Origin of the sequence: Shewanella sp. 2_MG-2023 (genome assembly GCF_030548905.1) — a bacterium.
Classification (GTDB): domain Bacteria; phylum Pseudomonadota; class Gammaproteobacteria; order Enterobacterales; family Shewanellaceae; genus Shewanella; species Shewanella electrodiphila.
In genome coordinates this window covers 32,734-58,736 of sequence record NZ_JAUOSO010000010.1, presented here as the reverse complement: position 1 = coordinate 58,736, position 26,003 = coordinate 32,734, and the positions used below count along the sequence as shown (strand labels likewise).

At 41.1% G+C, this 26,003-nt stretch carries 18 protein-coding genes; 7 read left to right on the top strand and 11 right to left on the bottom strand.

Annotated elements, in window-relative coordinates; all coding sequences use genetic code 11:
• Positions 1 to 29: 29 nt before the first annotated feature.
• Positions 30 to 2,018 carry an MtrB/PioB family decaheme-associated outer membrane protein gene (locus Q4600_RS11455; RefSeq protein ID WP_303516441.1) on the bottom strand — a complete coding sequence of 663 codons (1,989 nt, stop codon included), beginning with the start codon at positions 2,016 to 2,018 and terminating at the stop codon, positions 30 to 32.
• A gap of 14 nt (positions 2,019 to 2,032) precedes the next feature.
• Positions 2,033 to 2,980 carry a DmsE family decaheme c-type cytochrome gene (locus Q4600_RS11450; protein WP_102529581.1) on the bottom strand — a complete coding sequence of 316 codons (948 nt, stop codon included), beginning with the start codon at positions 2,978 to 2,980 and terminating at the stop codon, positions 2,033 to 2,035.
• Between the two features lie 198 nt (positions 2,981 to 3,178).
• Here Q4600_RS11450 and Q4600_RS11445 point away from each other — a divergent pair, with 198 nt between their 5' ends.
• Together Q4600_RS11445 and Q4600_RS11440 are read left to right on the top strand one after the other, a co-directional pair.
• Entirely contained in the window at positions 3,179 to 4,111 is a 933-nt protein-coding gene (locus Q4600_RS11445; RefSeq protein ID WP_248956588.1) for an AraC family transcriptional regulator, read from the top strand.
• A gap of 322 nt (positions 4,112 to 4,433) precedes the next feature.
• Positions 4,434 to 6,791, top strand: a complete 2,358-nt coding sequence (locus Q4600_RS11440; RefSeq protein WP_303516443.1) for a Tex family protein — start codon at positions 4,434 to 4,436, stop codon at positions 6,789 to 6,791.
• A gap of 122 nt (positions 6,792 to 6,913) precedes the next feature.
• On the opposite strand, the gene Q4600_RS11435 is transcribed toward Q4600_RS11440, so the two are convergent.
• Both Q4600_RS11435 and Q4600_RS11430 read right to left on the bottom strand, forming a co-directional pair.
• Complete coding sequence (locus Q4600_RS11435) at positions 6,914 to 7,858, bottom strand: hypothetical protein (protein WP_303516444.1); 945 nt, start codon at positions 7,856 to 7,858, stop codon at positions 6,914 to 6,916.
• Positions 7,859 to 8,124: 266 nt separating this feature from the next.
• Positions 8,125 to 8,415 (bottom strand): putative quinol monooxygenase, encoded by a 291-nt coding sequence (locus Q4600_RS11430; RefSeq protein ID WP_102526175.1) that lies wholly within the window; start codon positions 8,413 to 8,415, stop codon positions 8,125 to 8,127.
• Between the two features lie 140 nt (positions 8,416 to 8,555).
• Here Q4600_RS11430 and Q4600_RS11425 point away from each other — a divergent pair, with 140 nt between their 5' ends.
• The gene (locus Q4600_RS11425) at positions 8,556 to 9,506 is read left to right on the top strand and encodes a LysR family transcriptional regulator (protein ID WP_303516446.1); all 951 of its coding nucleotides are present in this window, start codon (positions 8,556 to 8,558) and stop codon (positions 9,504 to 9,506) included.
• A gap of 315 nt (positions 9,507 to 9,821) precedes the next feature.
• Here Q4600_RS11425 and Q4600_RS11420 read toward each other — a convergent pair whose 3' ends face one another.
• Positions 9,822 to 10,355, bottom strand: a complete 534-nt coding sequence (locus Q4600_RS11420) for a hypothetical protein (protein WP_303516448.1) — start codon at positions 10,353 to 10,355, stop codon at positions 9,822 to 9,824.
• Positions 10,356 to 10,421: 66 nt separating this feature from the next.
• Positions 10,422 to 11,288, bottom strand: a complete 867-nt coding sequence (locus Q4600_RS11415) for an alpha/beta fold hydrolase (protein WP_303516450.1) — start codon at positions 11,286 to 11,288, stop codon at positions 10,422 to 10,424.
• Positions 11,289 to 11,343: 55 nt separating this feature from the next.
• Between Q4600_RS11415 and Q4600_RS11410 the strand changes: the two genes are divergently transcribed.
• Positions 11,344 to 12,186 carry a ComF family protein gene (locus Q4600_RS11410; RefSeq protein WP_303516452.1) on the top strand — a complete coding sequence of 281 codons (843 nt, stop codon included), beginning with the start codon at positions 11,344 to 11,346 and terminating at the stop codon, positions 12,184 to 12,186.
• Positions 12,187 to 12,194: 8 nt separating this feature from the next.
• On the opposite strand, the gene Q4600_RS11405 is transcribed toward Q4600_RS11410, so the two are convergent.
• Positions 12,195 to 14,774: a M14 family metallopeptidase gene (locus tag Q4600_RS11405; RefSeq protein WP_303516454.1), complete on the bottom strand. Its 2,580-nt coding sequence runs from the start codon at positions 14,772 to 14,774 to the stop codon at positions 12,195 to 12,197.
• A 294-nt stretch (positions 14,775 to 15,068) separates the two neighbouring features.
• On the opposite strand from Q4600_RS11405, the gene nfuA reads away from it, so the two are divergent.
• Both nfuA and Q4600_RS11395 read left to right on the top strand, forming a co-directional pair.
• Complete coding sequence (nfuA, locus tag Q4600_RS11400) at positions 15,069 to 15,647, top strand: Fe-S biogenesis protein NfuA (RefSeq protein ID WP_102526169.1); 579 nt, start codon at positions 15,069 to 15,071, stop codon at positions 15,645 to 15,647.
• Positions 15,648 to 15,854: 207 nt separating this feature from the next.
• Positions 15,855 to 16,448 carry a type II secretion system protein gene (locus Q4600_RS11395; protein WP_303516456.1) on the top strand — a complete coding sequence of 198 codons (594 nt, stop codon included), beginning with the start codon at positions 15,855 to 15,857 and terminating at the stop codon, positions 16,446 to 16,448.
• Positions 16,449 to 16,587: 139 nt separating this feature from the next.
• Here the strand turns inward: Q4600_RS11395 and Q4600_RS11390 are convergent, their stop codons facing one another.
• Positions 16,588 to 17,661, bottom strand: a complete 1,074-nt coding sequence (locus Q4600_RS11390) for a PepSY domain-containing protein (RefSeq protein ID WP_248956596.1) — start codon at positions 17,659 to 17,661, stop codon at positions 16,588 to 16,590.
• A 580-nt stretch (positions 17,662 to 18,241) separates the two neighbouring features.
• Here Q4600_RS11390 and Q4600_RS11385 point away from each other — a divergent pair.
• Entirely contained in the window at positions 18,242 to 20,380 is a 2,139-nt protein-coding gene (locus Q4600_RS11385) for a TonB-dependent siderophore receptor (protein ID WP_303516457.1), read from the top strand.
• Between the two features lie 164 nt (positions 20,381 to 20,544).
• Here the strand turns inward: Q4600_RS11385 and Q4600_RS11380 are convergent, their stop codons facing one another.
• From Q4600_RS11380 to Q4600_RS11370, 3 genes are all read right to left on the bottom strand, one after another.
• Positions 20,545 to 22,485 carry a S9 family peptidase gene (locus Q4600_RS11380; protein WP_303516459.1) on the bottom strand — a complete coding sequence of 647 codons (1,941 nt, stop codon included), beginning with the start codon at positions 22,483 to 22,485 and terminating at the stop codon, positions 20,545 to 20,547.
• Between the two features lie 140 nt (positions 22,486 to 22,625).
• Entirely contained in the window at positions 22,626 to 24,560 is a 1,935-nt protein-coding gene (locus Q4600_RS11375) for a S9 family peptidase (protein WP_303516461.1), read from the bottom strand.
• Positions 24,561 to 24,656: 96 nt separating this feature from the next.
• Positions 24,657 to 25,994 (bottom strand): MATE family efflux transporter, encoded by a 1,338-nt coding sequence (locus tag Q4600_RS11370; RefSeq protein ID WP_303516462.1) that lies wholly within the window; start codon positions 25,992 to 25,994, stop codon positions 24,657 to 24,659.
• Positions 25,995 to 26,003: the final 9 nt, after the last annotated feature.

Here is a 26,003-nt window from a genome sequence, read left to right as displayed (position 1 = left end):
AAAATTTATTCAGTGCGTTCGTTCAACGACTACAGCACATAGCTGAAATTCAGCATGATCTGATGGGCGTTATAATTGTGATTAAGCTCGCCCAGGGTAACCATGCCTGGCACTTGATCAGTGGTCATTTGAGCGTCATCAGTGTCGTAATAACGTTCGTAGCGATAAGTCAGTTTCAATGCCATGTCATCACTCAAGGCATAGTTAGCGTAAAGACTCGCGCTATGGTTATAGGAGTAGTAATCGCCGTATGGGTTAGTACCATCAGCGGTAACATAAGTGTCACTGCTTGAATTACTGAACAGGTAATCAGCGCCTAAAGTCAGCTTATCTTCCATTAAGCCGCCGTAACTTACGCCTGCACCTAAGTTGATAAACTCATCTTCAATGTCGGCGTACCAGTCAGGGTCGCTGTAGTTTTGACTCCCTGCCTGGGCTGAATTAATCCATTGTTGGCCTGCGAAACCGTAAGCAGAGAACTGCTTAGTCAGTTGCATATTGACGTTAATGTCGTAGCTGTAATCTTCTGATTCAGTTAATCCGATCACAGTGTCGTCATAGTTATCTTTTGCATAACGACCAGTAAAATCGATGCTTAACCAATCAAGCGGTGTGTGACTCATGCGCAGTTCAACTTCGTTACGCTCTCTGTCCGCAAGGTAGTATTTGCGCATCAGTGAATTGTCTTCACTCGAGGTTAATTCAGTGGCTTGATATTCAGAGCCGCTACGATTGCTGTGACCTGCTTTCATATCAATGGTGAAGTTATCAATGGCGCGGATAGACAATTTTGCCCATAAGCTATCTTCATTAGTTTCTTCACGGTCGCTGTAGGTGCGTTCGATATCTTTGCGGTCGTAACCTGCTTGTAGGCGGTAGCCACTGGCGATGCGGTAACTGGCATTGACCTTGAACGTTGAACGCTCAACATCTGTGGCGACATTTTCTTTAAAGGTGCCGCTGACGCTATCGAAGTTGTATTGCTGGAATTCAAATACCGAGCTGTTGTTTTCACGGTTGCTGTAGTCGTAACTACCGCCAACGCGTAAACGGTTGCTTAGCATTGAAGTAATACGGATATTGGCATCAGTCGTATCGACTTCACCGTCCCAGTTTTGAATTGGGTTGCCAGCAACTTGAATTAAATCGTCATCTTGGATCATACGACCAACAATAAAGCGACCTGACATAATAGTGCGGTCTAGTTGGTACTGGCCTGATAACGACACTTGGTGTGCTTGATTGTCAGGTGTGGCTGAGTAGACATCGTAGTCTGTAGGTAAGCTGAGGTTTTCAGTATTATTTTTGTACTGACTGCCAAAGTAGCTTAATTCCGTTAACCAGTTTTGCCCGGTTAACGCTGCGCCAGCAGTAAACGAGTCCGTGGTGGAATCAACACGCTGACCAAAGTTAACTGGACTTGGGCTGACTAAGCTGCTGCTCTTGTAACCGGTTTTATCTTCACGGTCGAAACGCACATACCCTTGATAAAAGTCTTGATTAAAATCAGCACCAATACCGACTTTTTCACGTTGCTGAGATAACTCAAATACGTAAGTGTCGCCAGGCAACATCATGCCGTCATCGTAATAAAGATTACTTTGCGCATCACCTGATTGGTAAGTGGTAATCAGTGAATAATCGGCATCGACATTAAATAAGCCTTTTTGACCCACACTGATGTTCGCTGTGCTGTTTTCAAAACCTAATTGATGGGCCTGAATACTGGCTTGGTAGCCATTTTCATCTTGGTATTCAACATCGCCACTAAGGGCAGTGACAAAGCCATCTTGATCGGTACCTAATGCATTAGCAGCATGGACATCATCGCTATCGATGTATCCAGCTGAAATATCGATGTTGCCGCTGTAACCTGAAGTATTAGTACAACGCTTACACTCATACTTTTCTTGGTTTAGGTTTTCAGTATTGGCATTACCAACTGCAAAGTTAGCGGCCATGGTTGGCGCAGAAGCTAACAATAAAGAAGCGGTAATTACATTCAATTTAAAATTCATGATATGGCTCCTAATTAACGCTGCAGCAAGCTGCCAGCTGGGTGGTTAGAACCATGGATTTGGCTGTGGCAGTTCAAACAGCTTTTTCCGCCGCCAAAGGCATCCATTCCAGGTTGTAAAACAACGCGACTCGCGTGACCGTCATCAGCGTGACATTGTTGACATAGTTGCGGTGCACGGTTGTTGAGCATGCCTTCGTTAACGCTGCCATGTGGGTTATGACAAGTGACACAGTTTTCAGTGACCGGTGCGTGCTCCCATAACATTGGGCCGCGTTTTTCAGCGTGACAGCTGTAACAGGTGTCATTAACAGTCGGTTTATTGAGTGCACTTTCTGACATTGAGCCATGTGGCGAGTGACAATCGATACAGGTCATTTGATCCCATTTCATTGGGTGAGCTGAGCGTTTGTTCATGTCGGCTTTTTCACGGGTGTGACAGCTAGTACAAGTATCATTAACGGTAAGTTTGTCTAATGCAGGATCTTTAGCGGCATGCACTACGTGGCAATCTGCACAAGCAATCTCTTCGAGATTATGAGTGCTGCTATGCCAAGCCATTTGTTCAGGGTCGTTATGGCAACCTTGGCAAACGGTGTTTTGGGTCGGTGCATCAAGTTTGCTGTCTTTACCAAACTGGATCATTGGCTCTTTACCACCACGGTTGTGGTTGCCTTGTGGACCATGACAGGCCTCACATTGAAGACCCGCCATTGGAGAGTCCTTGCTGGTTAAGTCGCCATGTGCGCCTTTGAAAATGTCAGTAACGCCTTCAGTGCGTTGGTGACACATTAAGCAGCTGTCTGCTCCTTTAGGGGAATACTTACCTTCAGCAAACTTCTCCACTAATTTTTGAGAAACTTGTTCACCTGTCATGTCATCCCATGGCGCTGCTGCGGCATTAAATGAGCACAAATAAAGGATTACACTGATAGAAGCTAGGATGTTTCGACACCAGTTCATCATGTCACCTGACCTTATTAAATCGAATTTATAAAAATGGACTAATCAATAAGGGGTATTTTAAAGAATTGTAAATTTCAAATCTAAGAATTGCGTTTATCATAAAGCGACATTTGTGATCAGGATCTATATCAGGGGTAACAAAAAAAATTAAAATACTTTCTGCAATGACATTGGTATAAATAAAAAGTTCCCCTTATGATTAAATATAAATGCAGACCGGCAATTCATACAAAAATAGTATGTGAGTATTGCGAAAGAATTAACTTTCCGTTACCGGCTGAATATGCACATTTTAAATATTTGTCTGATGAAGAATTAATAAGTTTTAATACCATAACTAACTTATTAAATTTTATTGAAAAGAATACTAATAATCCTTTTTTCTTTGTCGACTTCGTCCAGTTTTTCAATCAACGCATCGAAGAATTCACTCGAATCGACCTGTCTAGTAATGTGAGCAATGCCAGTAAACTGATTGCGTTTACCCAGTTCTACAATCAAGTGTCAGATCTTAATTGGACCAACACAGAGACAGCCGATTCTGTTGGTTTGATTGCAAAACGTTCACAGCAATCATTAGCTTCGAAGTACGACGATCTCTTTATATATGCATCTATGATGTATGTTTTAAAATTTAGTGAATCAAATAAATCCGATATAATCATAGAGTTACCTTTCGGTCGTTCTTTCTATGGCTATAATGTCGATCTACTGGAAAACGTGAAGTTTAACTGCCAGTCCTTTTCTGTTTTCGTTAAAAAAGATGAACGAGATAAGGTGCTTGTCAACGCATTAATACCGCGAAAAATCTCTAATTTAGAACGTGTTAATGCGGCAGCTAATAGTATTTCACCTGCAGATTTAAGCTTGGTAGCATTAGCAAATATGCTTGGTATGTCGTCTAGGAGTTTACAGCGAGAAGTTAAAATTGAAGGTTTTTGCGTAAAAGACATAATTAAAAAAACCAAAGCGAATGCTATTATTTATATTTTAAATAAAAATAATGGCAATATAAAAGTGACCGCTTATGAGTGTGGTTTTAATAATCTTTCAGTATTTAGTCGTCAATTTTCTAACACTGTTGGTTGTTGTCCTACAGAATATGTCAAACGTCAAAATATTATTTAAACTTAAACTATGAAAAGGTAAGATTAAATAAATGTATCAATTGTTACACTTGCGAATGATTATTAATTGGATTTATTGTTAATTAGAAGTAAGTCACATTAGTCATTAATTAAGTTGCTTCCTCTATCACTTTAGAGGTGTTTTGCTGAGCCTTGTCACAGTATCTAGATTCATTTCTGAACCCAAACCTCGTTATTTGAAAAGCAAATTGTGTTTTGTGAAGCATTAAAACCGTGAAAAAATCGTAATCTCAATAAACGTTTTTAGCTGATTATGCTATCTTTGGGCGATATTTGTTATTCAACGCCGAATAAGACCCTTTATGCTTAGTATTGCTCAAATTATCGCTCAAGAACTGAATGTTCGTGAGCAACAAGTCTCAGCGACTATCGCGTTACTTGATGATGGTTCTACCGTTCCTTTTGTTGCTCGTTACCGTAAAGAGGCAACGGGTGGTTTAGATGATGCCCAGTTACGTACCTTAGATAGCCGTTTAGGTTATTTACGTGAACTAGCAGAAAGAAGGCAAGTTATCCTTTCAAGCATTAATACCCAAGGAAAATTAACGCCAGAATTAAAGCAGGCGATAAATACTGCTGATAGCAAAACTCGTCTTGAAGATTTATACCTTCCTTATAAGCCTAAGCGTCGCACTAAAGGTCAGATTGCTATTGAAGCAGGCTTATTGCCACTTGCTGATTTTTTATTAGCTCATCGCCAAACTAACCTTGATGCGAAAGCAGCTGAATTTATCAATCCAGAAGCCGGCTTTGCTGATAACAAAGCAGTGCTCGATGGTGCGCGCTTTATTCTAATGGAACGTTTTGCTGAAGATGCGGATTTATTACAGAAAGTACGTCAGCATTTGCGTCAGCAAGCTGTGCTTGAAAGCCGAATGGTTAAGGGTAAAGAAAAGGAAGGTGCGAAGTTTCGTGATTACTTTGAGCATACTGAAACCATCACTAAAGTCCCATCTCACCGCGCTTTAGCCATGCTTCGTGGTCGCAACGAAGGCGTGTTGAGCCTGTCGATGAATGCAGATCCCAAAGCAGAAGTGGCGCAAAGCAGCTATTGCGTGGTGATTATTGCTGAGCATTTCAATTTAAAACTGTCTGACTCTGACGTTGATCAATGGCTAAAAACAGTGGTCACTGCAACTTGGCGGGTAAAAATTGCCCTGCAAATGGAAACTGAGTTCATCAGTGCGATGCGTGAACGTGCAGAAGCTGAAGCGATTAATGTATTTGCTCGTAATCTAGGTGATTTATTAATGGCGGCGCCAGCGGGTGCTAAAGCCACAATGGGCTTAGATCCTGGGTTACGTACCGGGGTTAAAGTCGCGATTGTGGATAACACGGGTAAGTTTGTCACTCACACCACCATCTTCCCTCATGCGCCGCAAAACGTTTGGGACAAGTCGATCCGTACTTTATCTAACCTAGTCAAAATGCATAAAGTTGAGTTGATTGCGATTGGTAACGGCACAGCATCACGTGAAACTGACAAATTAGCGGCTGAAGTGATTAGCTTTATGAAAGAGACCCACCCGAGCCTGACTAAGATTATGGTCAGCGAAGCCGGCGCCTCTGTTTACTCTGCTTCTGAGCTAGCATCCGATGAGTTCCCGAATCTGGATGTATCGATTCGTGGCGCGGTATCGATTGCACGTCGTTTGCAAGATCCGTTAGCGGAATTAGTTAAAATTGAACCAAAATCCATTGGTGTCGGCCAATATCAGCATGATGTAAGTCAAAGCCAGTTATCTAGTTCACTTGAAGCCGTTGTCGAAGACTGTGTGAACGGTGTTGGTGTCGATTTAAATATGGCTTCAGCGCCATTACTGGCTCAGGTTGCCGGTTTAAATAAAACCTTGGCTAAGAATGTCGTTACTTATCGTGATGAAAACGGCCAGTTTGAGACCCGTAAGCAATTATTGAAAGTCGCGCGTTTAGGCCCTAAAGCTTATGAGCAGGCTGCCGGTTTTTTACGTATTCCTCAGGCAAAAAATCCATTAGATGGCTCTTCTGTTCACCCAGAAGCCTATAAATTAGTGGAATCGATTGCTAAAGCGAAACAGCAAACGGTTACGCAGTTAATGGGCAATACGGCATTACTATCAGAGCTTAATGCAGCAGAGTTTGTCACTGAAGAGTTTGGTTTACCGACTATTACTGATATTTTGGCCGAGCTTGATAAACCTGGGCGAGATCCTCGTGGTGAGTTTAAAACTGCCAGCTTTAAAGATGGTGTTGAAGAGTTAAAAGATCTCAAACTTGAAATGATCCTCGAAGGGGTTGTCACTAACGTGACTAACTTTGGCGCCTTTGTAGATGTGGGTGTGCATCAAGATGGTTTAGTGCATATTTCATCATTAACAGATAAGTTTGTTAGCGATCCGCATACTATCGTTAAAGCGGGTGACGTGGTTAAAGTCAAAGTGATGGAAGTTGATACTGAACGTCGCCGCATTGCATTAAGTATGCGCTTAGATGAGCCAGTACAAGCTAAAGCATCATCGAATAAGCCACAGGCTTCAGGTAAAGGGAGTGCTGGCAAAGGCAAACAAGCATCTTCTAAAGGTCAGTCAGCTAAAGGCGGCCAAGGTAAGCAAAACAAAGCCCCTGCCAATGCGGCAATGGGCGATGCATTTGCTAATGCGTTTGCAAAACTCAAAAAGTAATATTGTTCTCGCTATTATTAAATAGCTAAACAGTGACATTAAAGCCTTAATGGCATCGAGATAACTCGTTGTTTTAAGGCTTTTTTATTGCTTGTTGGTATGATGAGAAACGGCGTTGATGGTTATTCTTCTATGTAAGTCAGACAAATTTCATCAAAGTTTGTTTTTGGTGAGATGACTTCTTCATTTTTGAGCATTTCTTTATGGTCTTGCTTACTGATTAACTCATTATCGATAGTAAATACTTGGCGATGACTCAGCTGACTTTTCACTAAAAACTGGCAATGCTCTTGGTGAAATGCCTCGTCAAATAATCCATTATCTTTGATACGCTGTAGACCTACTTTTATTCGGTTGGCCAATTGAGGATATGCAGGCGATACATAAAATAGTGTGACTAATGGAATATGTAATAAGGTGTTTTTTTCGACAATTAAATCGGGATAAATTTTTCCATAGGTTTCAACTTCATCATAGGCTTCATTAATTCCACGGCCGAAACTGATAAAGCGTTCTTTATCAAGCATATGAAAAAGCCCATCGTAACTCGAACCAATAACCACATCCATTCCTGCTTTTTCCATTGCAAAGCGTGTTGACCAAAACATCCCTGATCCTGTCGGTATCAATTTGAATTGCTCGAATGTGTTGATGTCAGAAAATAGTGATTGGTTTTGCTGTTTGATGATGAAGACGCGAAATCCTTGAACACCTTTTCGTAATGGCACATCAATGGCAATAAGTTTTTCACTCCATTGTGCTTTAGGCGCTTCGGCGATGACATTGATTAACTCGCCAGTCATTAATTCAGGTAAGACTCTACCTGATGTCATTGGATAATCTGAGGTGGTTATCTCCCAGTCTCCAAAATCATCTTCTGTATGAATTAAAGAAAGCTGCATAAGCTTATAGCTATATTCGTAGCGGGTATCATGGACAGAGTCAGGTTGATTTAATATAACCACATCTTTTGCTAGTACTGGCATTACTAGTGCTGATGTTGCTAGGAGCAGGACGCTGAAAAACAAACAAATATTCACAGCAAAGGTATATCTTGATGATGTCATCTTTGCCTCTTTTGTTTGGGAATGGAATGATTAGCTAATCCAATATAATTAATTACTTATCAATACTCAATAATTATAGGGTTGTGAATCAAAACCTAGCTTGTGCAGGCCATAAGTCATCATATTTGCAGTAAATAACGGTCATGGCGGAAGATATCATTTAGTGGGGCTAATGCAATAAAAACGCTAAATCGGTATCGACTTAGCGCTTTATAGTGGATGAGGAGATCGCTCTGCGTATTTAAACAGAAGATAAAGCCCTGAGTTTAAGCGATGTGAGTCATTTCATTTAAAATAAACTGCTCAACAGCGCCTTCGGTTGCACTCATATATTCAGCTAAATGCGTGTTGCCCATGTGTGTTTGCCATAATTCACGTGACTGCCAGTTTTCATAAAACATGAAATGAGCTGGATTTTCGTTATCTTGATGCAAGTCGTAATTGATGCAGCCTGCTTCTGCGCGAGTGATCTCAATCAGTTTTAAAAGCTCTGCTTTTACTAATTCAATTTTGTCTGCTTTAGCAATGATGTTTGCCACAATAGTGAGTCTAGTCATGTTGAATAATCCTATTCTTATATTGAAATTTAAATGGCGCTATTTGCGCTGTGCTCGTTTGATGAATCTATATTAGTCCTTGTCATGAACACCTTAAACAGCGTAATGTTTGATATATTCTCAAATTAAAATTGATAATTATGCTATTAGAAGACTTGATTGTGATTTCAAAGGTAGCTGAATTTCGCAGTATTACCGCGGCTGCCGAAAACCTTGATATGCGAACGGCCACAGCCAGTGCGGCAGTTAAACGGGTAGAAAATGCCATAGGTGTTGAGTTGTTTGTACGTACTACACGGCATTTAAGGCTCTCTACTGCAGGCGAGCGTTATATTCCTCAATGTGAGAAAGCCCTGTCTATGCTGGCGCAAGCTAAGCAAAATATTAAAGATGATCTCGATATCATTGACGGCAATTTACGTATAGCACTCTCGTCTGATTTTGGGCGTAACTTGGTGATACCTTGGCTAGATGAATTTATGGATAGTCATCCACAGGTGAATCTTCGCACCAGTATCAGTGACAGTAATATTGACTTCTATCGTGATGCTGTGGATATGGCACTGCGTTATGGCTCGCCAACAGAGGCCAACGTATACGGGTTTAAAATCTGTAATGTGCCGAAACTTTTGTGTGCCAGCCCTGAGTACATCGCCAAGTTTGGTCAACCTCAACACCCTGATGATCTTACTGAACATAATGGTCTGTTATATCAACTGTACGATATTGTGCATGATGAATGGTGTTTTACTGATAGCCATAATCACCAATATAAAGTGAAAATGAACAGTAACCGTGCAGGTAATGATGGTGAACTGGCAAGGCGGTGGTGTTTGGCTGGCAAGGGCTTGGCGGTAAAGTCATTCCTTGATGTTTCAGCAGATCTTTTGTCCAGTAAGCTTGTGCGTGTAATGCCTGATTTTACACCTAGCCCAACAGAACTATGGCTGATTTGCCCAAGTCGACAGTCGATTACGCCTGCTGTAAGGCTATTGAGAGATAGCTTCAGAGAGAAAACCCTGCATATTCTTAAGCAGTTAGTTGATGAAGGCATCCTTGAACAGCGAAGTCTTGATAAAAACAGCTTTTAATCAAACTATAAGAAAAACACAGCAATAAACATCGTCATCTATGACGTGGCCAGTTATGAAGTGATAGTTATGAAACGACAGTTATGAAATGGTCAGTTATGAAGTGCCAGTTATGAAGTGCCAGTTATGAAGTGCCAGTTATGAAGTGATAGTTATGAAGTGATAGTTATGAAGTGACAGTTATGAAGTGGTCAGTTATGAATTGGTCAGTTATGAAGTGATAGTTATGAAACGACAGTTATGAAATGACAGTTAATAAAAGTACTTTGAGGATAAAACAGTGCTGGGCTAGTTAGCGGATAGATAGTGGTTTATTTACACTAACGCAAATAGCTGGTTGTGATCTGAAGGGGTGGTTTGTTGCTGATAAAACTTGCCGACACGCTCGCCGAGTTGCTGGTAAAAAGCGTCTGACTGCTCTTTATTAGCCTCATTTAACAATAAGCTTTGGATAGTGCGGTTGTTATCTTGTTTGGCGCTTTTATCTACTTCAACTGGAGCTGAACTGGCATTTTTTTGTTGAATGTCACGACGTTGGATTGTCGGGTTACTGTTAGCGGCAACACGCAGTAATTGCGGAAAAATGCCTTTTGGCCCTAACGCTTGTTGTTGAGACTGTTGTTGCGTTAACTGCTGTTCAGTCGACTGTTTTTGCTGCTGCTTTTGCTCGATCAACTCATGACGGGTTAAACGCTCATTTTGCTGATTGTAAGCGCGCTCTTGGTGCGCTTTAGACAATTCTTGCGGCGGCAATATCGGTTTAGCTTGCTGGTTATCCGCGCGCGCAAGATCGGTTGCAACATTACTTGTCGCAATCGGTACTTGGGGATAATTGGTCACTACCAGCATAAAGCTCACTTTGATAATATCGAATAACGTTTAAATTATAGTCAATTTACAAGTGGTTTTATAGGCTTAGTCTGTATGTTTTTCGATCCAAGGCAGTAATTCAGCTAAAAATGCTTGTGGGTGTGAAATGAACGGTGCGTGAGATGCTTTATTGTGAACAACGTCTTCTATACTTGTTGCTTGGGGTAAAAGTTTGATGATCTTTTTCGGAACTAAACTGTCACATCTGCCCCAAATCCTTAACCATGGTTGTTGGATAGTACTCAGCTGTGAACGTAAATCCACCGTACGCAGCATCCCTAACCCTTGATCAAGCACGACTTGGCTAGGTAAAGGTTTGGCTAATACCAGTTTCTTAATCGCGGCAATATCATTTTTAGCAGTGTCACTGCCCATGGCTTGAATCGCTAAAAAACGTTCAACGGTTTTGGCTAAGTTAATTTGCAGTTGCTCAGAAAACTGCGCTAACACCTTAGGTGCGATACCCGGCCATGACGCTTTGTTTTTAGGTGCTTGATTAACCCTATCTTGGTCACTATACGTTTGAGCAAAAACGTCTTGTTCACTAAATTCTTGAACAATAGCTTCTTGAGCCATGAAACAAGGTGATGAAGCCACAGTGATTAAGGCTTTAACTGACTCAGGGTAAGTTATGGCGATTTGAGTGGCGACTAAGCCGCCCAACGACCAACCAAGCCACACAGCATTTTTTGGTAATTGCTGTGCTAGTTGTGCTGCCCACGCATTGATATCTCCAGTATTTTCAGCACTATCACCAAATCCCGGCAAGTCGACATAATGCACTCTATAATGACTAAGCGCCGTTTGTAATGGATGAAAAACGGCAGAGTTAACTCCCCAACCATGTAGCAAAACAAGATCTTGGCCTTCGCCCACAGTGTGAACGTGTAACTGAGGTAAGTTGGACTGCACGGGGTTTCCTCAAGATTGAGTTTGGGTTAATTGCCATACAGGATAAGGATATTATATGGATTGGCAACTCCGACAAGCCTGCTATGCAGGCTTTCGCATTGTTAAGCATACAATTTTGCGTAATCTCCCTAATCGCTGCATGTTATGCAGCCAGGATATTGAGCAGTATGATCTGCAGAAACCGCATTCTGGCGTGTGCCAGCACTGTTTAGTGGCAGGACTTTATCAGCATGAAGTCTGCTTAGGTTGCGGTAAGGCCATGATGTTATTACAGCGCTATTGTGGCCAATGTCAGTCAACTGAGCCAATTATGGTTATTGCGCCATGCAGTTATCATCAAGGGCTAGGTGAATTGATTGCAGCGATAAAATATCAACAACAATGTGCCTCATTAGCGGCGTTAGTGCAGGTGCTGGCTATTCGAGTGATGGATTTGGTTGCGAGGGATATGATTCAATTACCACAAGTGCTCATTCCTGTGCCGCTGCACCCCAATCGCTTAAAGTCGCGCGGATTTAATCAAGCATGGTTAATTGCTAAGGCATTAAGCCAACAACTGGGCATTGTCATGGATGATGCCTTGCTAGTCAGAGATGTTGATACCCAAGCACAAGCCGGATTAGATGGCAAAGCAAGGCGATTAAATTGCGCGGGGGCATTTAGCTTAAACTTAAATGCTTCAAGCTTAAACACTTCAAGTTCAAACACTTCAAGTTTAAACACTTTAAGTTCAAACACTGTTGCTAAAAGAGTGCCTTATCAAAGAATCGCATTGATTGATGATGTCGTCACTACTGGCACCACAGTGAATGAAATAAGCCAATTGTTTGCAGCCGAATATGTCCATGTACAATGCTGGTGCTTAGCTAGAGCTGAAGCACCAGGGTTACTTAAATAATGTTTGGGCTATTGTGATGGCACAAAATACAGTGCATTGGCATAGACTTTTTCTGAGCCTAGCCAGATGTTTCGGAATAATAAATTATCCGCCAGGGCGACAATTTTACCTTTACCTTTGGTTTCAACTATCATCGCAGGGGTATTGGCAAATGCGCGTTGATATTCATTAGCAAGGTAGCCACTAATCAATAAGTCATTCTCATATTTCGCTGCGACAATAAATGGCGTTGAAGTGAGGTTGAAACTGATTTCGCGGTTTTTCATCACAGGCAGTGGATTAGGTAAACCAAAGGCGATAGGGTGAGTCGCATCAAGCTTTAACGCTACGATCGCGCCGCCGATAGATTGACGTGCTTTTAATTTAGATTGATCGCCATAATCCATACCCGATGTGATGAATAGATTATTCAGTTCACGACTGGTTTTGGGTTCAGAATTTGAGATATTACGCTTATTAAGCCAAACTAATGCCCGCTTTTGCGCCACAATGGTGCCGCCTTCTGTTACGTATTGACCTAACTTTCTTGAGGTCGCATCGCTGATCAAATGATAAGGCCCATCAGCCATAAAAATATGGCTGTATGCCGATAAATCTAGTGATACCAAACGTTCTGTATTCACCATGGTTGTGGCTATACCTAGAGTCTTATCAAGGTAATGCCACATTTGACCGGTTTCTGAAGCATTGGTGTCTGCGCCTGTGATGATCAAAGGGGTTACGGGTTTTACTTTGATGAAATCATCGCTGCCTAAGTCCATTCCTGTAGCAGCATGTGAACTGGCAGATGCGACAACATCGACTTGGTGTTGTTGCGCGAGCGTTGCCACGATTTCTGCTAACTCAATGGCAGTGAAATTTTGCTGTTTCAGTGGGATTTGCAAACTACCAGCAACAAATTTTATGGCTTGTTTGCTGGTTTGAGGTTTTTCAGCTGTGCGATTGCCAATATTGACATTAAGGCTGAATGGTTTTTGGGCATACTTAACTATTACGCCTTGTTGGAGCAATTGCTGCAGCAATGGAGCCGCCGCAGCTTGTTGCCAATCAATCACCAAAGCCACGCTGTCTTTAGGGTAGGTTGCTTTGGCTACCTTGCCGTTTGGTTTGTCTGATAAGTACTTGGCACTGGGTTTGGCTTTTTTGATCAAACTTAAGCTTAAGGCTGATTCAAAATTCCAGGTCGAAATATCGTAAAAGGTTTCATCTTTAAACTCGGTTCTTTTATCAAATAACGCCTCTAATAAGTCGTGTTGCGGCTGACTATCTGGAATAAACACACTGTCTTGAGGTGTGAAGTTAATATCATCATCTTCAATGACAGTGTTCAGGTATTTAACGCTAATTTTGTGCTGGGCTAATATGCTCACCAACTCATTGATATGCGTTGCGCCGCCATGGGCTTTGACTAATCTGCCAGACTGTTTACCTTCTCGATAACGCTTGATGTTGCTTGAGAAGAAGTCAGTTTGATACTTCATCAACTTTTTACGTAATGCGTGCGCACCTTTTAGGCTAGAAATAGAGGTCGCAAATTGGTTATCAATACTCTCAGCTAAAGTCACCACACCATTGGGTGAGTCTTGGGCTTGGCCGCGTGAGCTGGCTTGTTCAAATAGGATACCGACAGCGCCATTGATATCAGGGTAGGTTGAGCCTTTACCGTAAAAGAAGTCATCAAACATTTGACCGCTAAAATACACTTGTTTGACTTCATCTAAAGCTTGGCGATGAAACGCTGCCAGCTCATTTGATAATGCTTGATTGGCAGGTTTGGTTAATGGGTTAACGCGGTCAGGTACTCCAGGTTGGAAAAAGTACGACTGTTGATGCCACATTTCATGGAAGTCACCTACATAGTGGGGCTGCCATTTATGGAAAAAAGCCACGCGACCTTGAGATGCAGGGTGGCGCAAGAAAAGCCAATCGCGGTTTAAATCAGCTAAATAGTGATTAAAACGTCCACCTGGCCAGTCTTGATTATGTTCACGGTGATTATTATCAGTAACAATGACTTGGCCTTTATTATTGTTGGCCCAATTTGAAAAGCGGTCAAAACCATCAGGGTTTTGGGTTGGAGTAAGTAAAATGACGGTATCGTCGAGTAACTCTTTTACCCAAGGCGTATTAGCCGCAGCTAGGTAGTGACTTAATGCCAATGCGGCATGAGCGCCACTGGCTTCATCACCATGAATAGAGTACGCCAGCCACACGACCAATGGATTTTGATTAGTGCGGTTGGTTTGCATGGTGCCGTATTTAATATTACTGCGATATTCGATGATGTCGGCAAGGTTTTTCTGGTTTTTTTCAGAGGTGATCACCGCTGTGATTTGCTCGCGGCGTTCTTCACTATAACCTGCTGAATCTAAAGATACTCGGTCGCTTTCACTTGCCAGTAGTTGCAGGTAGTGATTAATCTGATCATGGCGTAAATGCCATTCACCCAATGGGTAACCTAAATACTCTGCAGGTTGAGTTAAATGAGTATTGATATCCTCAGTGAGTAAAGCTTGTTCAATACGGGTATTGTCAGCAGAAATATCACTAGCAGATGCCATAAAAGGCATGCAGATAAAAAATGTCATCAGCGTTCTAACTGAAAAACGAGCGAGCAAGGCATGTAAGCTAATCATATGAGAAACAAGATCATAAAAAGAAAACCGTAGGGTAACAATAAAGTGATTAGTCTTAAATCTCCATTAAAAACCGACACAAAGAGACTATTTTTTGTCACACTTGCTTGATGCAGGACTATAAAGCAGAGGCAACTAAGAGTATCATGTCGCTAAACCTACTAAATTACTCAAGTACTACCTTATTTAAGTCAGTTCTTAATTAAGTTAATGCTTACTCAAGTACTACCCAACGGAGCAGTTTTTATGATCAACATTACTGATACGGCTCAGGCTCATTTTGTAAAATTACTGGCCGATCAACCTGAAGGCACTCATATCCGTGTGTTTGTCATCAGTCCAGGTACCGCTCAAGCAGAGTGCGGTGTATCTTACTGTCCACCAGATGCTGTTGAAGCTGATGATACTGAATTACCGTTTACAGGTTTTAGTGCCATGGTTGACGAAAAGAGTGCACCATTTTTAGAAGAAGCGAGCATCGACTTTGTGACTGACCAACTTGGTTCACAATTAACGCTTAAAGCACCAAATGCTAAAATGCGTAAAGTGGCTTCTGACGCACCACTAAAAGAGCGTATTGAGTATGTGATTCAATCAGAAATCAACCCTCAGTTAGCAAGCCATGGTGGTAACATCATGTTAGTAGAAATTACTGAAGAAGGCGTTGCTGTACTTCAGTTTGGCGGTGGTTGTAATGGTTGTTCTCAAGTTGATATCACATTAAAAGATGGTATCGAGAAGCAGCTATTAGATATGTTCCCTGGTGAGTTAGCTGGCGTGAAAGACGTGACAGATCATCAACATGGTTCACATTCTTATCAGTAAACACTAAGGTGTGATGACTGATAATAAACGCAGCGTTAAGCTGCGTTTTTTTATGTCTATAGATCCGTTATTGACTCATTGATCTGAGCTTTATAGCCAACATTTATCCTGTATTGATGAATAAATGAGTACTTTAGGCTTAGTGTTTAACGTACTATTAACAAGCTTGTGTTATACCTTAAGTAAGCTAACGCCGAGGAGTATGGTGTGATTAATGATATTTACCCTTCTAAACTGCCAACTCGAAACACAGGTTTTACCTTAATTGAGCTTGTGGTTGTGATTATCGTATTGGCAATTTTAGCCGTTATTGCAGTCAGTAAGTTTATTGATGTTAAGCGTGACGCAGAGATAAGTCGAGCTCAGGCCATAGCAGCATCATTTGAACAGTCTGTGACTTTTTCTCACACTCGTTGGCAATTGATTGGTGGCAGTGAGCCGATGAATGATTTGCCTGACTTTGCTAATAATGACCTTGATATGAATACTTTTGGCTACCCATTAGGCACAGGAAAAGGTAACCCTATGGGCAACCCTGTGAACATAGGGCCAGGGCAAGGCGGTTGTGTCGATTTGTGGAATGCTTTGATAGAAAGCCCGCCATCAGTTGCTATTAGAAATACAACGGACGATGTTGAATTTGAGTCATATCGCCATGCTGCAGACGGTGGCAGCGGTGCGACCCAGTGTACTTATGTATTAAGGACATTAGGCGATACAGCGGGAAGAAATAGAGCTGAAATTAAGATTGTTTACGACTCTATCGAAGGCACCGTGAATGCCTTTATCGAGGACTCTTAAACTTAGGCTTGAGTCATTTTTTGATGGCTTGATAGGGCATTGATGACTAAATCACTTTGATACGATATTCAATAAAAACGGCTTGCTGATTTCAGCAAGCCGTTTTTAGTTTTATCTTAAAGCATTGATGCGAAATGACTTATTTAGACCGTTTCTTGAAAATGCGGCGGTAAAAAGTCACTGCGCTGAATAGTAAGATCGCAGTACCGATAAATGCGATAACAGTAATAAAGGCCACATATTTGAATGGCATATTTAACGCATCATGTAAGGGTCTGACAAATGTCGCGACTTTGCCTGAAAGTGGGCGATCACTGTGCAACAGAGCTGATTGTATTTTGCCTTGCTCATAATTCATGGTGATGCTGTCAGCTTGACGTAACCAAACATCGCTGTGGGTATCAAAACGGATGCTGTAATTCAGCTCTTGTGGTCCTTTAGGTTTTTCTGCACCTGGTTCAGGTTTACGCTTACGCGGCTTGTTCACCGAAACCATATTGGAATCTGGCCACATATCTTGTGCGGTTTGTAGCTGACTTTGCCAATCACTTTTTTGGCTAACAGGATATTGTATTTCAGCTGCTGGTTGCTTTAATGCATCCATCCACAAACCTTTATAAGTGATTAAAAAGCCTGTGATACATAATAAGAATAATGGTACTGAGATAAACAGCCCTAACTGAATATGACTTTTTACCAGGCTGCTTGATTTAGTGTTACTTGGTATTGAGTGTTTCAGCCTAAAGGTTTTACGTACTCGCCACCAAAGGTAAATACCCACTAAAGTGACTAACCCACCAATCATCGAAGCCCAAGCATTCAGGTATTTACCAAAATCACCTAACAGGAAATTTCTGTGTAACCAAAACATAGTGCTATAAAGCGGAATATCTCTCATTTTATAAGTTGAGAGCTCGTTCAAGTCTTGATCAAAAGCAATCGATTGACCACGAGTTGCGACTTCAATATATGGCGAGTATTCAGTTGGAAAGCGAACCGTCCCCATATCAGGGTATCGCTCAAATAAGGTCTCAGTGACATAGGCTTTTTGTTCAATGGATAGCGGCGCATATTGCTGCCCTTTATCATCCATTCTTTTCAGCATGTCCATACCGCCAAGATAAACACCTGTGACTAATACAATCAGCATTGAAATGCTGATGACAAAGCCAACCCAGTTATGAAACCATTTTAAAGCAGGGACTACATTCATATTGAAACTCTTAAGTGTAAGTTGGCCGTAACCAAATCATGACGATTATGTTTGCTGATATTGAACAAACTCGTGCTGACAACAAAAATTTCGTGAATGATAATTAATCTCATTTATTTACACAATTAAAGAAATGTAAAGACTGGCCTTATTCGAAATTATTGCTATTCAGATCACAAATTAGCTTATTTAGTCAGTTCTTAATGTTTTAACATTTGAATAACTATTCAGGTTATTTCTTGACCGTTAACTCACAGTGTACAGATTGAAACCTCAGTTTTAAATGGGTTTTAAAGCAACGCTCTTTTTGTTAAGTATTTGTTGCGTAGTGCTTTTATCTTTTTTGGATGGGGGGGGTTATAGAGGCTGAAATTGAATGCTTATTACAAGTGAAAAGTTTTATTAACATTAATCTTAGTTAATATGCAATAACTATTCATCGATGGTAATGAGATTTACTCTCATTAGTGCAGTCCTTCACACTTCTTTACATTAACTGACAAAAACTCTTCACAAACAGTGAAACGCAAATGATAATCCGTCTCATTAACGGTTATTGCCAATTTAAGGTCTACTTTGTATGAAAATTTCACCTATTGCGTTTGCGGTTGTTGTAGGTTTAGCCTCAGCATCATTAGCGGCTGAAGAAGCTGCAAATGAAACAGCATCAAGCCAAGATTTTGTTGCTAACATCGAACGTATTCAAATTACTGGAATGAACTTCAATAACTACAAAGTGGGCACCTCTTCAGGCGCAATGCGTGGTGACATTGATTTAATGGACACGCCGCAATCAGTTAACGTTATTCCTGATTTTGTCACTGATGAGCAGTTAGCAAGAAATCTGTCAGAAGTATTGGTAAATGATTCAAGTGTTACCGGTGGTAGTGAAAAGTGGAACCGCCAAGTGTTCAACATCCGTGGTTTTGAACTTGATTCTGGCAGCGGCTTCTTAATCAACGGTCAGCAGCAGTGGTCTCACTACGTGCAACCGATTGAAACACTACAACAGGTTGAAGTGCTTAAAGGCCCATCAAGCATGCTTTATGGTCAGTCAGGTCCTGGCGGCTTAATCAATATGGTGACTAAAAAGCCAACCTATGAAAACTTATTTGACGTTGCATTTGATACAGATGCAAATGGTTCTACACGTTTTCAGTTAGATGCGGGTGGCGCGTTAAATGATGCTGAATCAATTCGTTACCGTACAGTGTTAGTGAAGCAAGACACCAAATACTGGCGCGAATACCAAGATGGCAATGGTGAACAAGAGCAAGAGCGTGATCGCTTTTTAGGTTACTTAAACCTTGAATTCGACCTACATGAAGATGTGATGTTATCGGTTAAGTACGATTACACTGACGACAAAACAGGCATCGACAGAGGCGGTTGGTTAGATGATAACGGCGACTTAGTTGGTGACCGTGAAGATATTTGGGATATGTCATGGGCATTTACCGATAACAACGTTGAAAACTTAGGTGCAGACTTAACTTGGTATATTTCTGATGATTGGAAATTGGCTACAGGCTATAACCACCAAAGCTTTACTCGTCAGCGTTTAGATTCATCACCTACGATGATTTCTGGCATGGATCCAACCACTGATGGTTATCAAATCAAAGCCTTTGATCGTTATGATGACTGGCAGCATAAAACAGCCTACATGGACTTTACTGGCATCGTGAATGCTTTTGGCATGGAACATCAGTTACTTGTTGGCGCTAACATCTTAGATTACTACTATGGTCAGTTGAGAGACAGTGGCGATGCACAGATGGTTAAACCAGGTGAAAGTGTTCCTAGACCAGATTTAGATTACAACAATGACACCACCAAAAGTGAGTCAAGCTACAAGCATTATGGTTTTTATGTTCAAGATTTAATGACCATTAACGATGAGTGGCAAGTACTTGCTGGCGTACGTTATGACGAACAGAAAAAAGATGGCGAAGGTGAAAATAGCTACGCTGTATCGCCTAAGTTTGGTGTAATTTATTCACCAAGTGCTAATGGCAGTATTTACGCTAACTATTCAAAAAGTTTTAACCCTCAGTCAATCGTAAGTAGCGATAATGATGTTAATGACGGTATGGATCTTGAACCTGAATATGGTGAGCAATTCGAGATTGGTACTAAGTGGGAACTCTATGATGGCGGCTTATTACTAACCGGTGCGGTATTTGATACCACAGTGACTAATGTGACCGTTCAAGAGCAACTTGACACACCGATTGGCGACAAAGATTACATCACCACACAAAGCGGTAAGCAGCATCACCGTGGTTTTGAAGTGGGCGCTCAAGGTCAAGTAAGTGATAATGTATTTATTACCAGTTCAATGATGTACTTGGATGCAGAATACATCACCAGTGCCGAAGATACAGAGCAGCTAGATGGTAAAACGCCTGTTGATGCGCCTGAATGGTCTGCCAACATCTGGACCCGTTACGAAGTCACTGACGATTTAGCATTGAACATAGGTGCTATCTACGTTGGCGAGCGTTTTGCTAATACCCAAAACACCATTGTAAAAGATGACTATGTTCGCTTTGACTTTGGTGCAGCATATACTTTCGCTGTACAAAATACCGACATGAGCGTGCGTTTTAACGTTAAAAACTTATTTGATACTGACTACTTAGGTGGTGGTACTAATACAGACGTTACTGTTGGTGAAGGCAGAAACTTCAGCTTAGCATTCGAAGCAAAGTTCTAAATTAATGTTTTGGACTAAGGTTCGAACTAAGGTTTGAACTAAGGTTCTAAATTAATGTTTTGGAACTAAGAATTTGAATCTAAGCAATACCGTGTTTTAGTGAAAGGCCCTAACGTCAGCAATGATGTTAGGGCCTTTTTTATGTTTACTTTTCAGCGTTACTGCTAAAGATTTTTAGATAAAAACTCGTCAATCGCTTTAAACGTCATTAGACGATGCTGATTGTTGCTGAGATAGTGATTGCCGTTATCAATTTCAAGGTATTTTACTTTTTTGTCCAGCCCATCTAACTTGCGGTACATATCGCGGCTTTGGCTCACTTGTACCACTTTGTCATTGTCTCCGTGGATTAATAAAATAGGCACATTAATTTTGTCGGCGTGATAAATCGGCGAACGTTCATAAAGCGCATTATAGTCATCACCAATGATTTTTTTGGTCATTTCATGGTTGGTGTAAAAACGCGATAACTTAACCAAATCCTCCACGTCAGCTACGCCAGCAAAACTGATAACACATTGATATAAATCAGGTGTCATTGCCGCGCCCATCATTGCGGCATAACCGCCGTAACTGGCACCTGCAATACAAATTCGCTTTGGATCGGCAATGCCTTCATTGATTAAATAGCGAGTGCCATCTTCAACATCAGTTTGCATTTCTTTGCCCCAGCCTTGTAAACCTGCAGTGGTAAATTGATGACCATAGCCAGCAGAACCTCGAAAGTTCATTTGCAGCACGGCATAGCCACGGTTAGCAAAGAATTGCGCCCAATAATCAAATGAGTCGCCAGTATAAGATTGTGGTCCACCGTGAGGAAAGATGATGGTGGGGAGTTTTTTAGCTTCAATGCCTTTTGGTAGTGAAAGGTAGCTAGGGATGGTTAAGCCATCGCGAGCTTGGTAGCTGATAGCTTTTGGTTCAGTTAGTACTTGCGGGTTGAGTTGAGAATATTTGCTGGCAATAACCTCTAAACGGCGCGCGTCGCGGTCACCATAAAGAAATAACCCTGGTTGAGTAGGGCTGGTGGCAAATACAATATAACGACGTTCATTTTGGCTAAATTGAGTTAAGTAATTCTGAGTATCTGGTAACGCCATTTTGATACCACTGACTAGCTTTTGATAATCTTTGTCCCAAAAATGGTATTCATTATCGATACCCGTTGAAATCCCAATGGCTTGGCGAGTAATTTTAGAGTGAATTAATCGGCCATCGACATCATGATTTGCCTCTTTGTAGACTAACTTTTTTGTGAGTTTAGGGTCAGTTAAGTCCACTTTGAAAACTGCAAAGTAGCCTTCATGGTAAGCTTTTACAAATAGAATATTGGGGTTAACATCAAAGCCAATAGGGATAACGGTATCCTCAGAGTAGGCTTCATTTTTCCACAATAAGCGCAATTTTCCATTGGCTTCATTTTGTTCATAAGTTCTATATTCAGTATTATCCGGATCTCGGTAAGTGGCTATTCTTACTTTGTGTTGTTGATCGGTCATCCAATCAATTACATGCTCACGGTAATATTGTTCAGTGGTGGTTTTGCCTGTTATTAAGTTAACTTTGATAACAGTAGGTTCGTTAACTCTTTTACTGAAACCTGATACAGACAGTAAAATATGCTCAGGATCTTTTGGCAATATATCGACAATGTCATGTTGGTATTGAGGGATAGATTCAAAGCGTTTTAACGCTTTTTTAGTTAGCACACTACCCACATCACCAGTTAAGGTATTGTATTTAATTAAGATACTCTCATTAGCATCTTTACCGAAGCGTTTTGAGGGGATAAAAGCAGATATGAGTATGGTTTGATTATTGGCCCAGGCTAAATTGAATATGGTATAGCGTTCATGATCGTTTTTGATTGGAATATGAGATTGGCCGGTTTCGATATTAAACAAAGCCACAATTTTATGCGGCACTGCTGCACTATCATCTAAAATCAATGAGGCAATTTGTTTACCATCAGGTGATAATCGTACCGTGCTAACATCTGGAATACTCGCAAATGCTTCGACAGGGAGCTGCTGAGGTGTTGTTGCACTGGCGGTGGGCGTTTGGCTGATAAACAACAAAATAATCAGCGCTAAAATCCGTTTCATAATAATCCTAGTGGTTTGGGTAAAAGTGTAGCTCTCATCCGAAGAGCAATTAATTTATGGCTATTCAAGCCGAGCTATTGCTGTACGAGCAAGAGTTAAACGAGCAAGTGCTTTACGAGCAAGTGTTACACAAGCTAGTGCTATAAATGCTTTTGCAAAAAAGCTTCGATGGCGACAAAGGTTTTTATTCGATGCTCATTGTTACTTAAATAATGGTCGCCATTTTCAAGTTCAATGTATTCAACTGGTTTGTTTAAGTCTTCTAGTTCATCAAACATATCTTCACTGTGCTGGACTCTAACCACTCGGTCTTTATCACCATGAATAAGTAACACTGGCACATTGATGTCTTTGGCTTTACTCACTGGTGAACGCTCATAAAGGGCATCATAGTCATCACCAATTTGTTTTTTAACGATATCAAAGTTGCTATACCGTCTGGATGATTTTACTAAGTACTCAATGTCAGTAACGCCTGCAAAACTCACCGCACATTGATATAAATCTTTAGTCGTGGCTACTCCCATTAGGGCTGCATAGCCGCCATAACTGGCGCCAACAATACACACTTTATTGGGATCGGCGATGCCTTCATCGATTAACCAGCGAGTGCCATCTTCAACATCATTTTGCATATCAAGCCCCCAATTTTGTAAGCCAGCTTTCATGAAGTCGTAACCATATCCTGAAGAGCCTCGAAAGTTCATTCTAAGGACTGCATAGCCTCTGTTGGCTAAAAACTGAGTCCAGTAGTCAAAGCTATTGGAGTCATAGCTAATTGGACCGCCATGGGGGAAGATAATGGTTGGTAGCTGTTTAGCTTCTTTATCTAACGGTGTGGTTAAGAAAGCTTGGATTTCTAAACCATCTCTAGCTTTGTACGATAAGGTTTGGGTGTTAGCCAATAAATCAGGTGTTAGTTTTTTATATCGATAAGCAATTGGGAATAGCTTTCCTGCATCGCGGTCACCAAATAGATAAGTGCCAGCTTCTTTTGAGTTGGTTGAATACACAATGTAACGACGCTCATTATCACTAAACTGGGTTATATAATTACGGTATTCAGGCAGTGCTTTGTTTAGACCATTAACGAGGCCGATATATTCTTTATCCCAAAAGGTATATTCAGACTCATCCCCATCATCAATACCAATAACCTTTTGCTTGAGTTTTGAATAAATGAGTGAGCCTTCGACGTCGTTAAACTCTTTACTGAATACTAATTCTTTAGCAAGCTCAGGGTCGCGTAAATCAACCTTGAAGATTGCTTCAAAACCTTCATGATAAGCCTGAACATAGAGGATGTTTTTATCCTGAGCAAAGCCCATTGGCCAAACTTGATCTTCCTCGAAAGCTTCAAACTCCCATAGAATTCTTCTATCTTTATGGGCATCTTCTTGTTCATAAATGCGGTATTTGGTTTCTTTACGGTATATGCCGATTCGAATTCTATTTTGCCTATCTGTTATCCAGTCTGTAACGTTTGCTTCAGCAGGTTGTTCAAAACGTATATTGCCGTTATTTAAGTTAACTTTGATGACCGACTCAAATTGAGTTTTATTACCAATGCCATTAGTACCCAGTAACAAGTATTTGTCGTCATCGGGAAGGTAGTCGATAATATTTGATTGGATTTGTGGCATCCATTTAAACTTTTTAAGTCCAAAACGACTTAGTAAATTAGAGGTGTTTTTCTTACTCAGGGAATACTTAATAATGCGAGTTTCTGTGGTTGGGGTACCGAAACGAACAGCGGGAAACTTAGCTTTTATGAGTAGTAAATCATCATTTGCCCAGCTCATGGATAAAATGACAAATTTTTCATTGTCCGTTTGAATGGGGTAAGAAGATTCACGAGTATCAATATCTAGAATATTGACTAATGTGCCTTCCATTCCTTTAGCTTCAGAACGAACTAAAGAAGCAATTTTAGTACCATTAGGAGAGATAGTGACATGACTGACATCAGGAATACTGGCAAACGCTTCAACAGGTAGTTGCTGATTTTTTGCAAATGATGTCAGTGAAGATAACAGCAAGATTGATGCTGTTAGTATAAGTAAAATCCTTTTCATCCAAACTTTCCGTGTTGAACATAAACATGTTGCACACATGTTATCAGTAAAAAGATGGATAAAGCCAATTTTACTAATGCTAAACCTATGTAATGGTTATATTTGCTTAAAAGCCTGACTGTACTTGTAATGGAGTCCAAGTGAGGCGCTGCGGCACAGCATAAAGGCGCTCATTGCCGCCCATAAACCGTGATTACCGTAACCTTGTAATAGATACCAGCAAGGAAAAAACACCACGAAAGTGGCAATAATCATGCTGTTTCGCATTGCTCTACCTTGAGCGGCGCCAATATAGACACCATCAAACAAATAAGATCCGAATGCCAATAAAGGCATAAACACTAACCAAATAAGGTACATATTAGCTTGCTGTTGCACGATTTCGATACTGGTAAGTAAGCTAATAATGCCACTTCCACCAAAATAGAATAACAAGCAAAATCCCACTGAGAATAATGCAGACCAATAGCCAGCTAAGAGCACCGACTCATGCAGTAAGGGGAGGTTTTTCTGACCGACTGCGCGGCCGACTTCAGCCTCAGCATAATAGGCTATGCCATCTAGGGCGTAAGAGATGAGCATGAGTAAGTTTAACAACACCGCATTAGCAGCAATGATGTCATCGCCTAAGCCTGCGCCGTAAAAGGTCATAAAGGTAAAGCTCGCTTGCAGGCATAAACTGCGGATAAAAATGTCACGGTTAAGTTTAAGCAGTTGCGAGTAGCCTTTATAGCTTAGGTGGATGAATAGCTTACCGAGATTAAAATCACTTTGCTGATAAAGGGCACGTTTAACAATCACCGCTGCGACAGTGAACGCACAAATATCTGCGATGACCGAGGCTAAAGCGGCACCTTTTACGTTCCATTCAAAACCGATGACAAACACTACATCCAAAACAATATTAACGATGTTGGCAATGATAAGTTGCCACATAGCAGCTTTAGGCGCTTGCCTGCCGAGCAACCAACCCAACAAGACTAAGTTCACTAATGCGAATGGAATCGACCAAATACGGATGTTGACGTATTCGCTGCAAAAGTGCTTTACCTCTTCACTGGCTTGGCTAAGAGACATGGCGAATTCAAGCAATGGCTGCTGTAAGATGATTGCGCTAAATCCAAATATCAATGCTAGGCTACAACCTTGCACCAGCAATTTTTTCTGAGTTACGGTATCATTAGCGCCATATGCTTGGGCGACAAGACCTGTAGTCGACATTCTCAAAAAGCCCAATAGCCACACAATTAAGGTAATAATTGTGCTGCCTAATGCCACACCGCCTAAGTAATAGGCTTCACTTAAATGACCAATGACAGCGGTATCGACTAAACCTAATAGTGGGATAGTGATATTGGATAAAATCATCGGCAATGCTAACGCAAATAGCTGACGGTTTTTTTGGCTGTTAAATAGTAATGCTTTTATGGACATAGGAATCTT

What these genes read in the sequence shown, in the direction of transcription:
- Q4600_RS11455 (WP_303516441.1), bottom strand. Translation starts at nt 2,018, where the DNA reads ATGAATTTTAAATTGAATGTAATTACCGCTTCTTTATTGTTAGCTTCT.
- Q4600_RS11450 (WP_102529581.1), bottom strand. Translation starts at nt 2,980, where the DNA reads ATGAACTGGTGTCGAAACATCCTAGCTTCTATCAGTGTAATCCTTTAT.
- Q4600_RS11445 (WP_248956588.1), top strand. Translation starts at nt 3,179, where the DNA reads ATGATTAAATATAAATGCAGACCGGCAATTCATACAAAAATAGTATGT.
- Q4600_RS11440 (WP_303516443.1), top strand. Translation starts at nt 4,434, where the DNA reads ATGCTTAGTATTGCTCAAATTATCGCTCAAGAACTGAATGTTCGTGAG.
- Q4600_RS11435 (WP_303516444.1), bottom strand. Translation starts at nt 7,858, where the DNA reads ATGACATCATCAAGATATACCTTTGCTGTGAATATTTGTTTGTTTTTC.
- Q4600_RS11430 (WP_102526175.1), bottom strand. Translation starts at nt 8,415, where the DNA reads ATGACTAGACTCACTATTGTGGCAAACATCATTGCTAAAGCAGACAAA.
- Q4600_RS11425 (WP_303516446.1), top strand. Translation starts at nt 8,556, where the DNA reads ATGCTATTAGAAGACTTGATTGTGATTTCAAAGGTAGCTGAATTTCGC.
- Q4600_RS11420 (WP_303516448.1), bottom strand. Translation starts at nt 10,355, where the DNA reads ATGCTGGTAGTGACCAATTATCCCCAAGTACCGATTGCGACAAGTAAT.
- Q4600_RS11410 (WP_303516452.1), top strand. Translation starts at nt 11,344, where the DNA reads ATGGATTGGCAACTCCGACAAGCCTGCTATGCAGGCTTTCGCATTGTT.
- Q4600_RS11405 (WP_303516454.1), bottom strand. Translation starts at nt 14,774, where the DNA reads ATGACATTTTTTATCTGCATGCCTTTTATGGCATCTGCTAGTGATATT.
- nfuA (WP_102526169.1), top strand. Translation starts at nt 15,069, where the DNA reads ATGATCAACATTACTGATACGGCTCAGGCTCATTTTGTAAAATTACTG.
- Q4600_RS11390 (WP_248956596.1), bottom strand. Translation starts at nt 17,661, where the DNA reads ATGAATGTAGTCCCTGCTTTAAAATGGTTTCATAACTGGGTTGGCTTT.
- Q4600_RS11385 (WP_303516457.1), top strand. Translation starts at nt 18,242, where the DNA reads ATGAAAATTTCACCTATTGCGTTTGCGGTTGTTGTAGGTTTAGCCTCA.
- Q4600_RS11380 (WP_303516459.1), bottom strand. Translation starts at nt 22,485, where the DNA reads ATGAAACGGATTTTAGCGCTGATTATTTTGTTGTTTATCAGCCAAACG.
- Q4600_RS11375 (WP_303516461.1), bottom strand. Translation starts at nt 24,560, where the DNA reads ATGAAAAGGATTTTACTTATACTAACAGCATCAATCTTGCTGTTATCT.
- Q4600_RS11370 (WP_303516462.1), bottom strand. Translation starts at nt 25,994, where the DNA reads ATGTCCATAAAAGCATTACTATTTAACAGCCAAAAAAACCGTCAGCTA.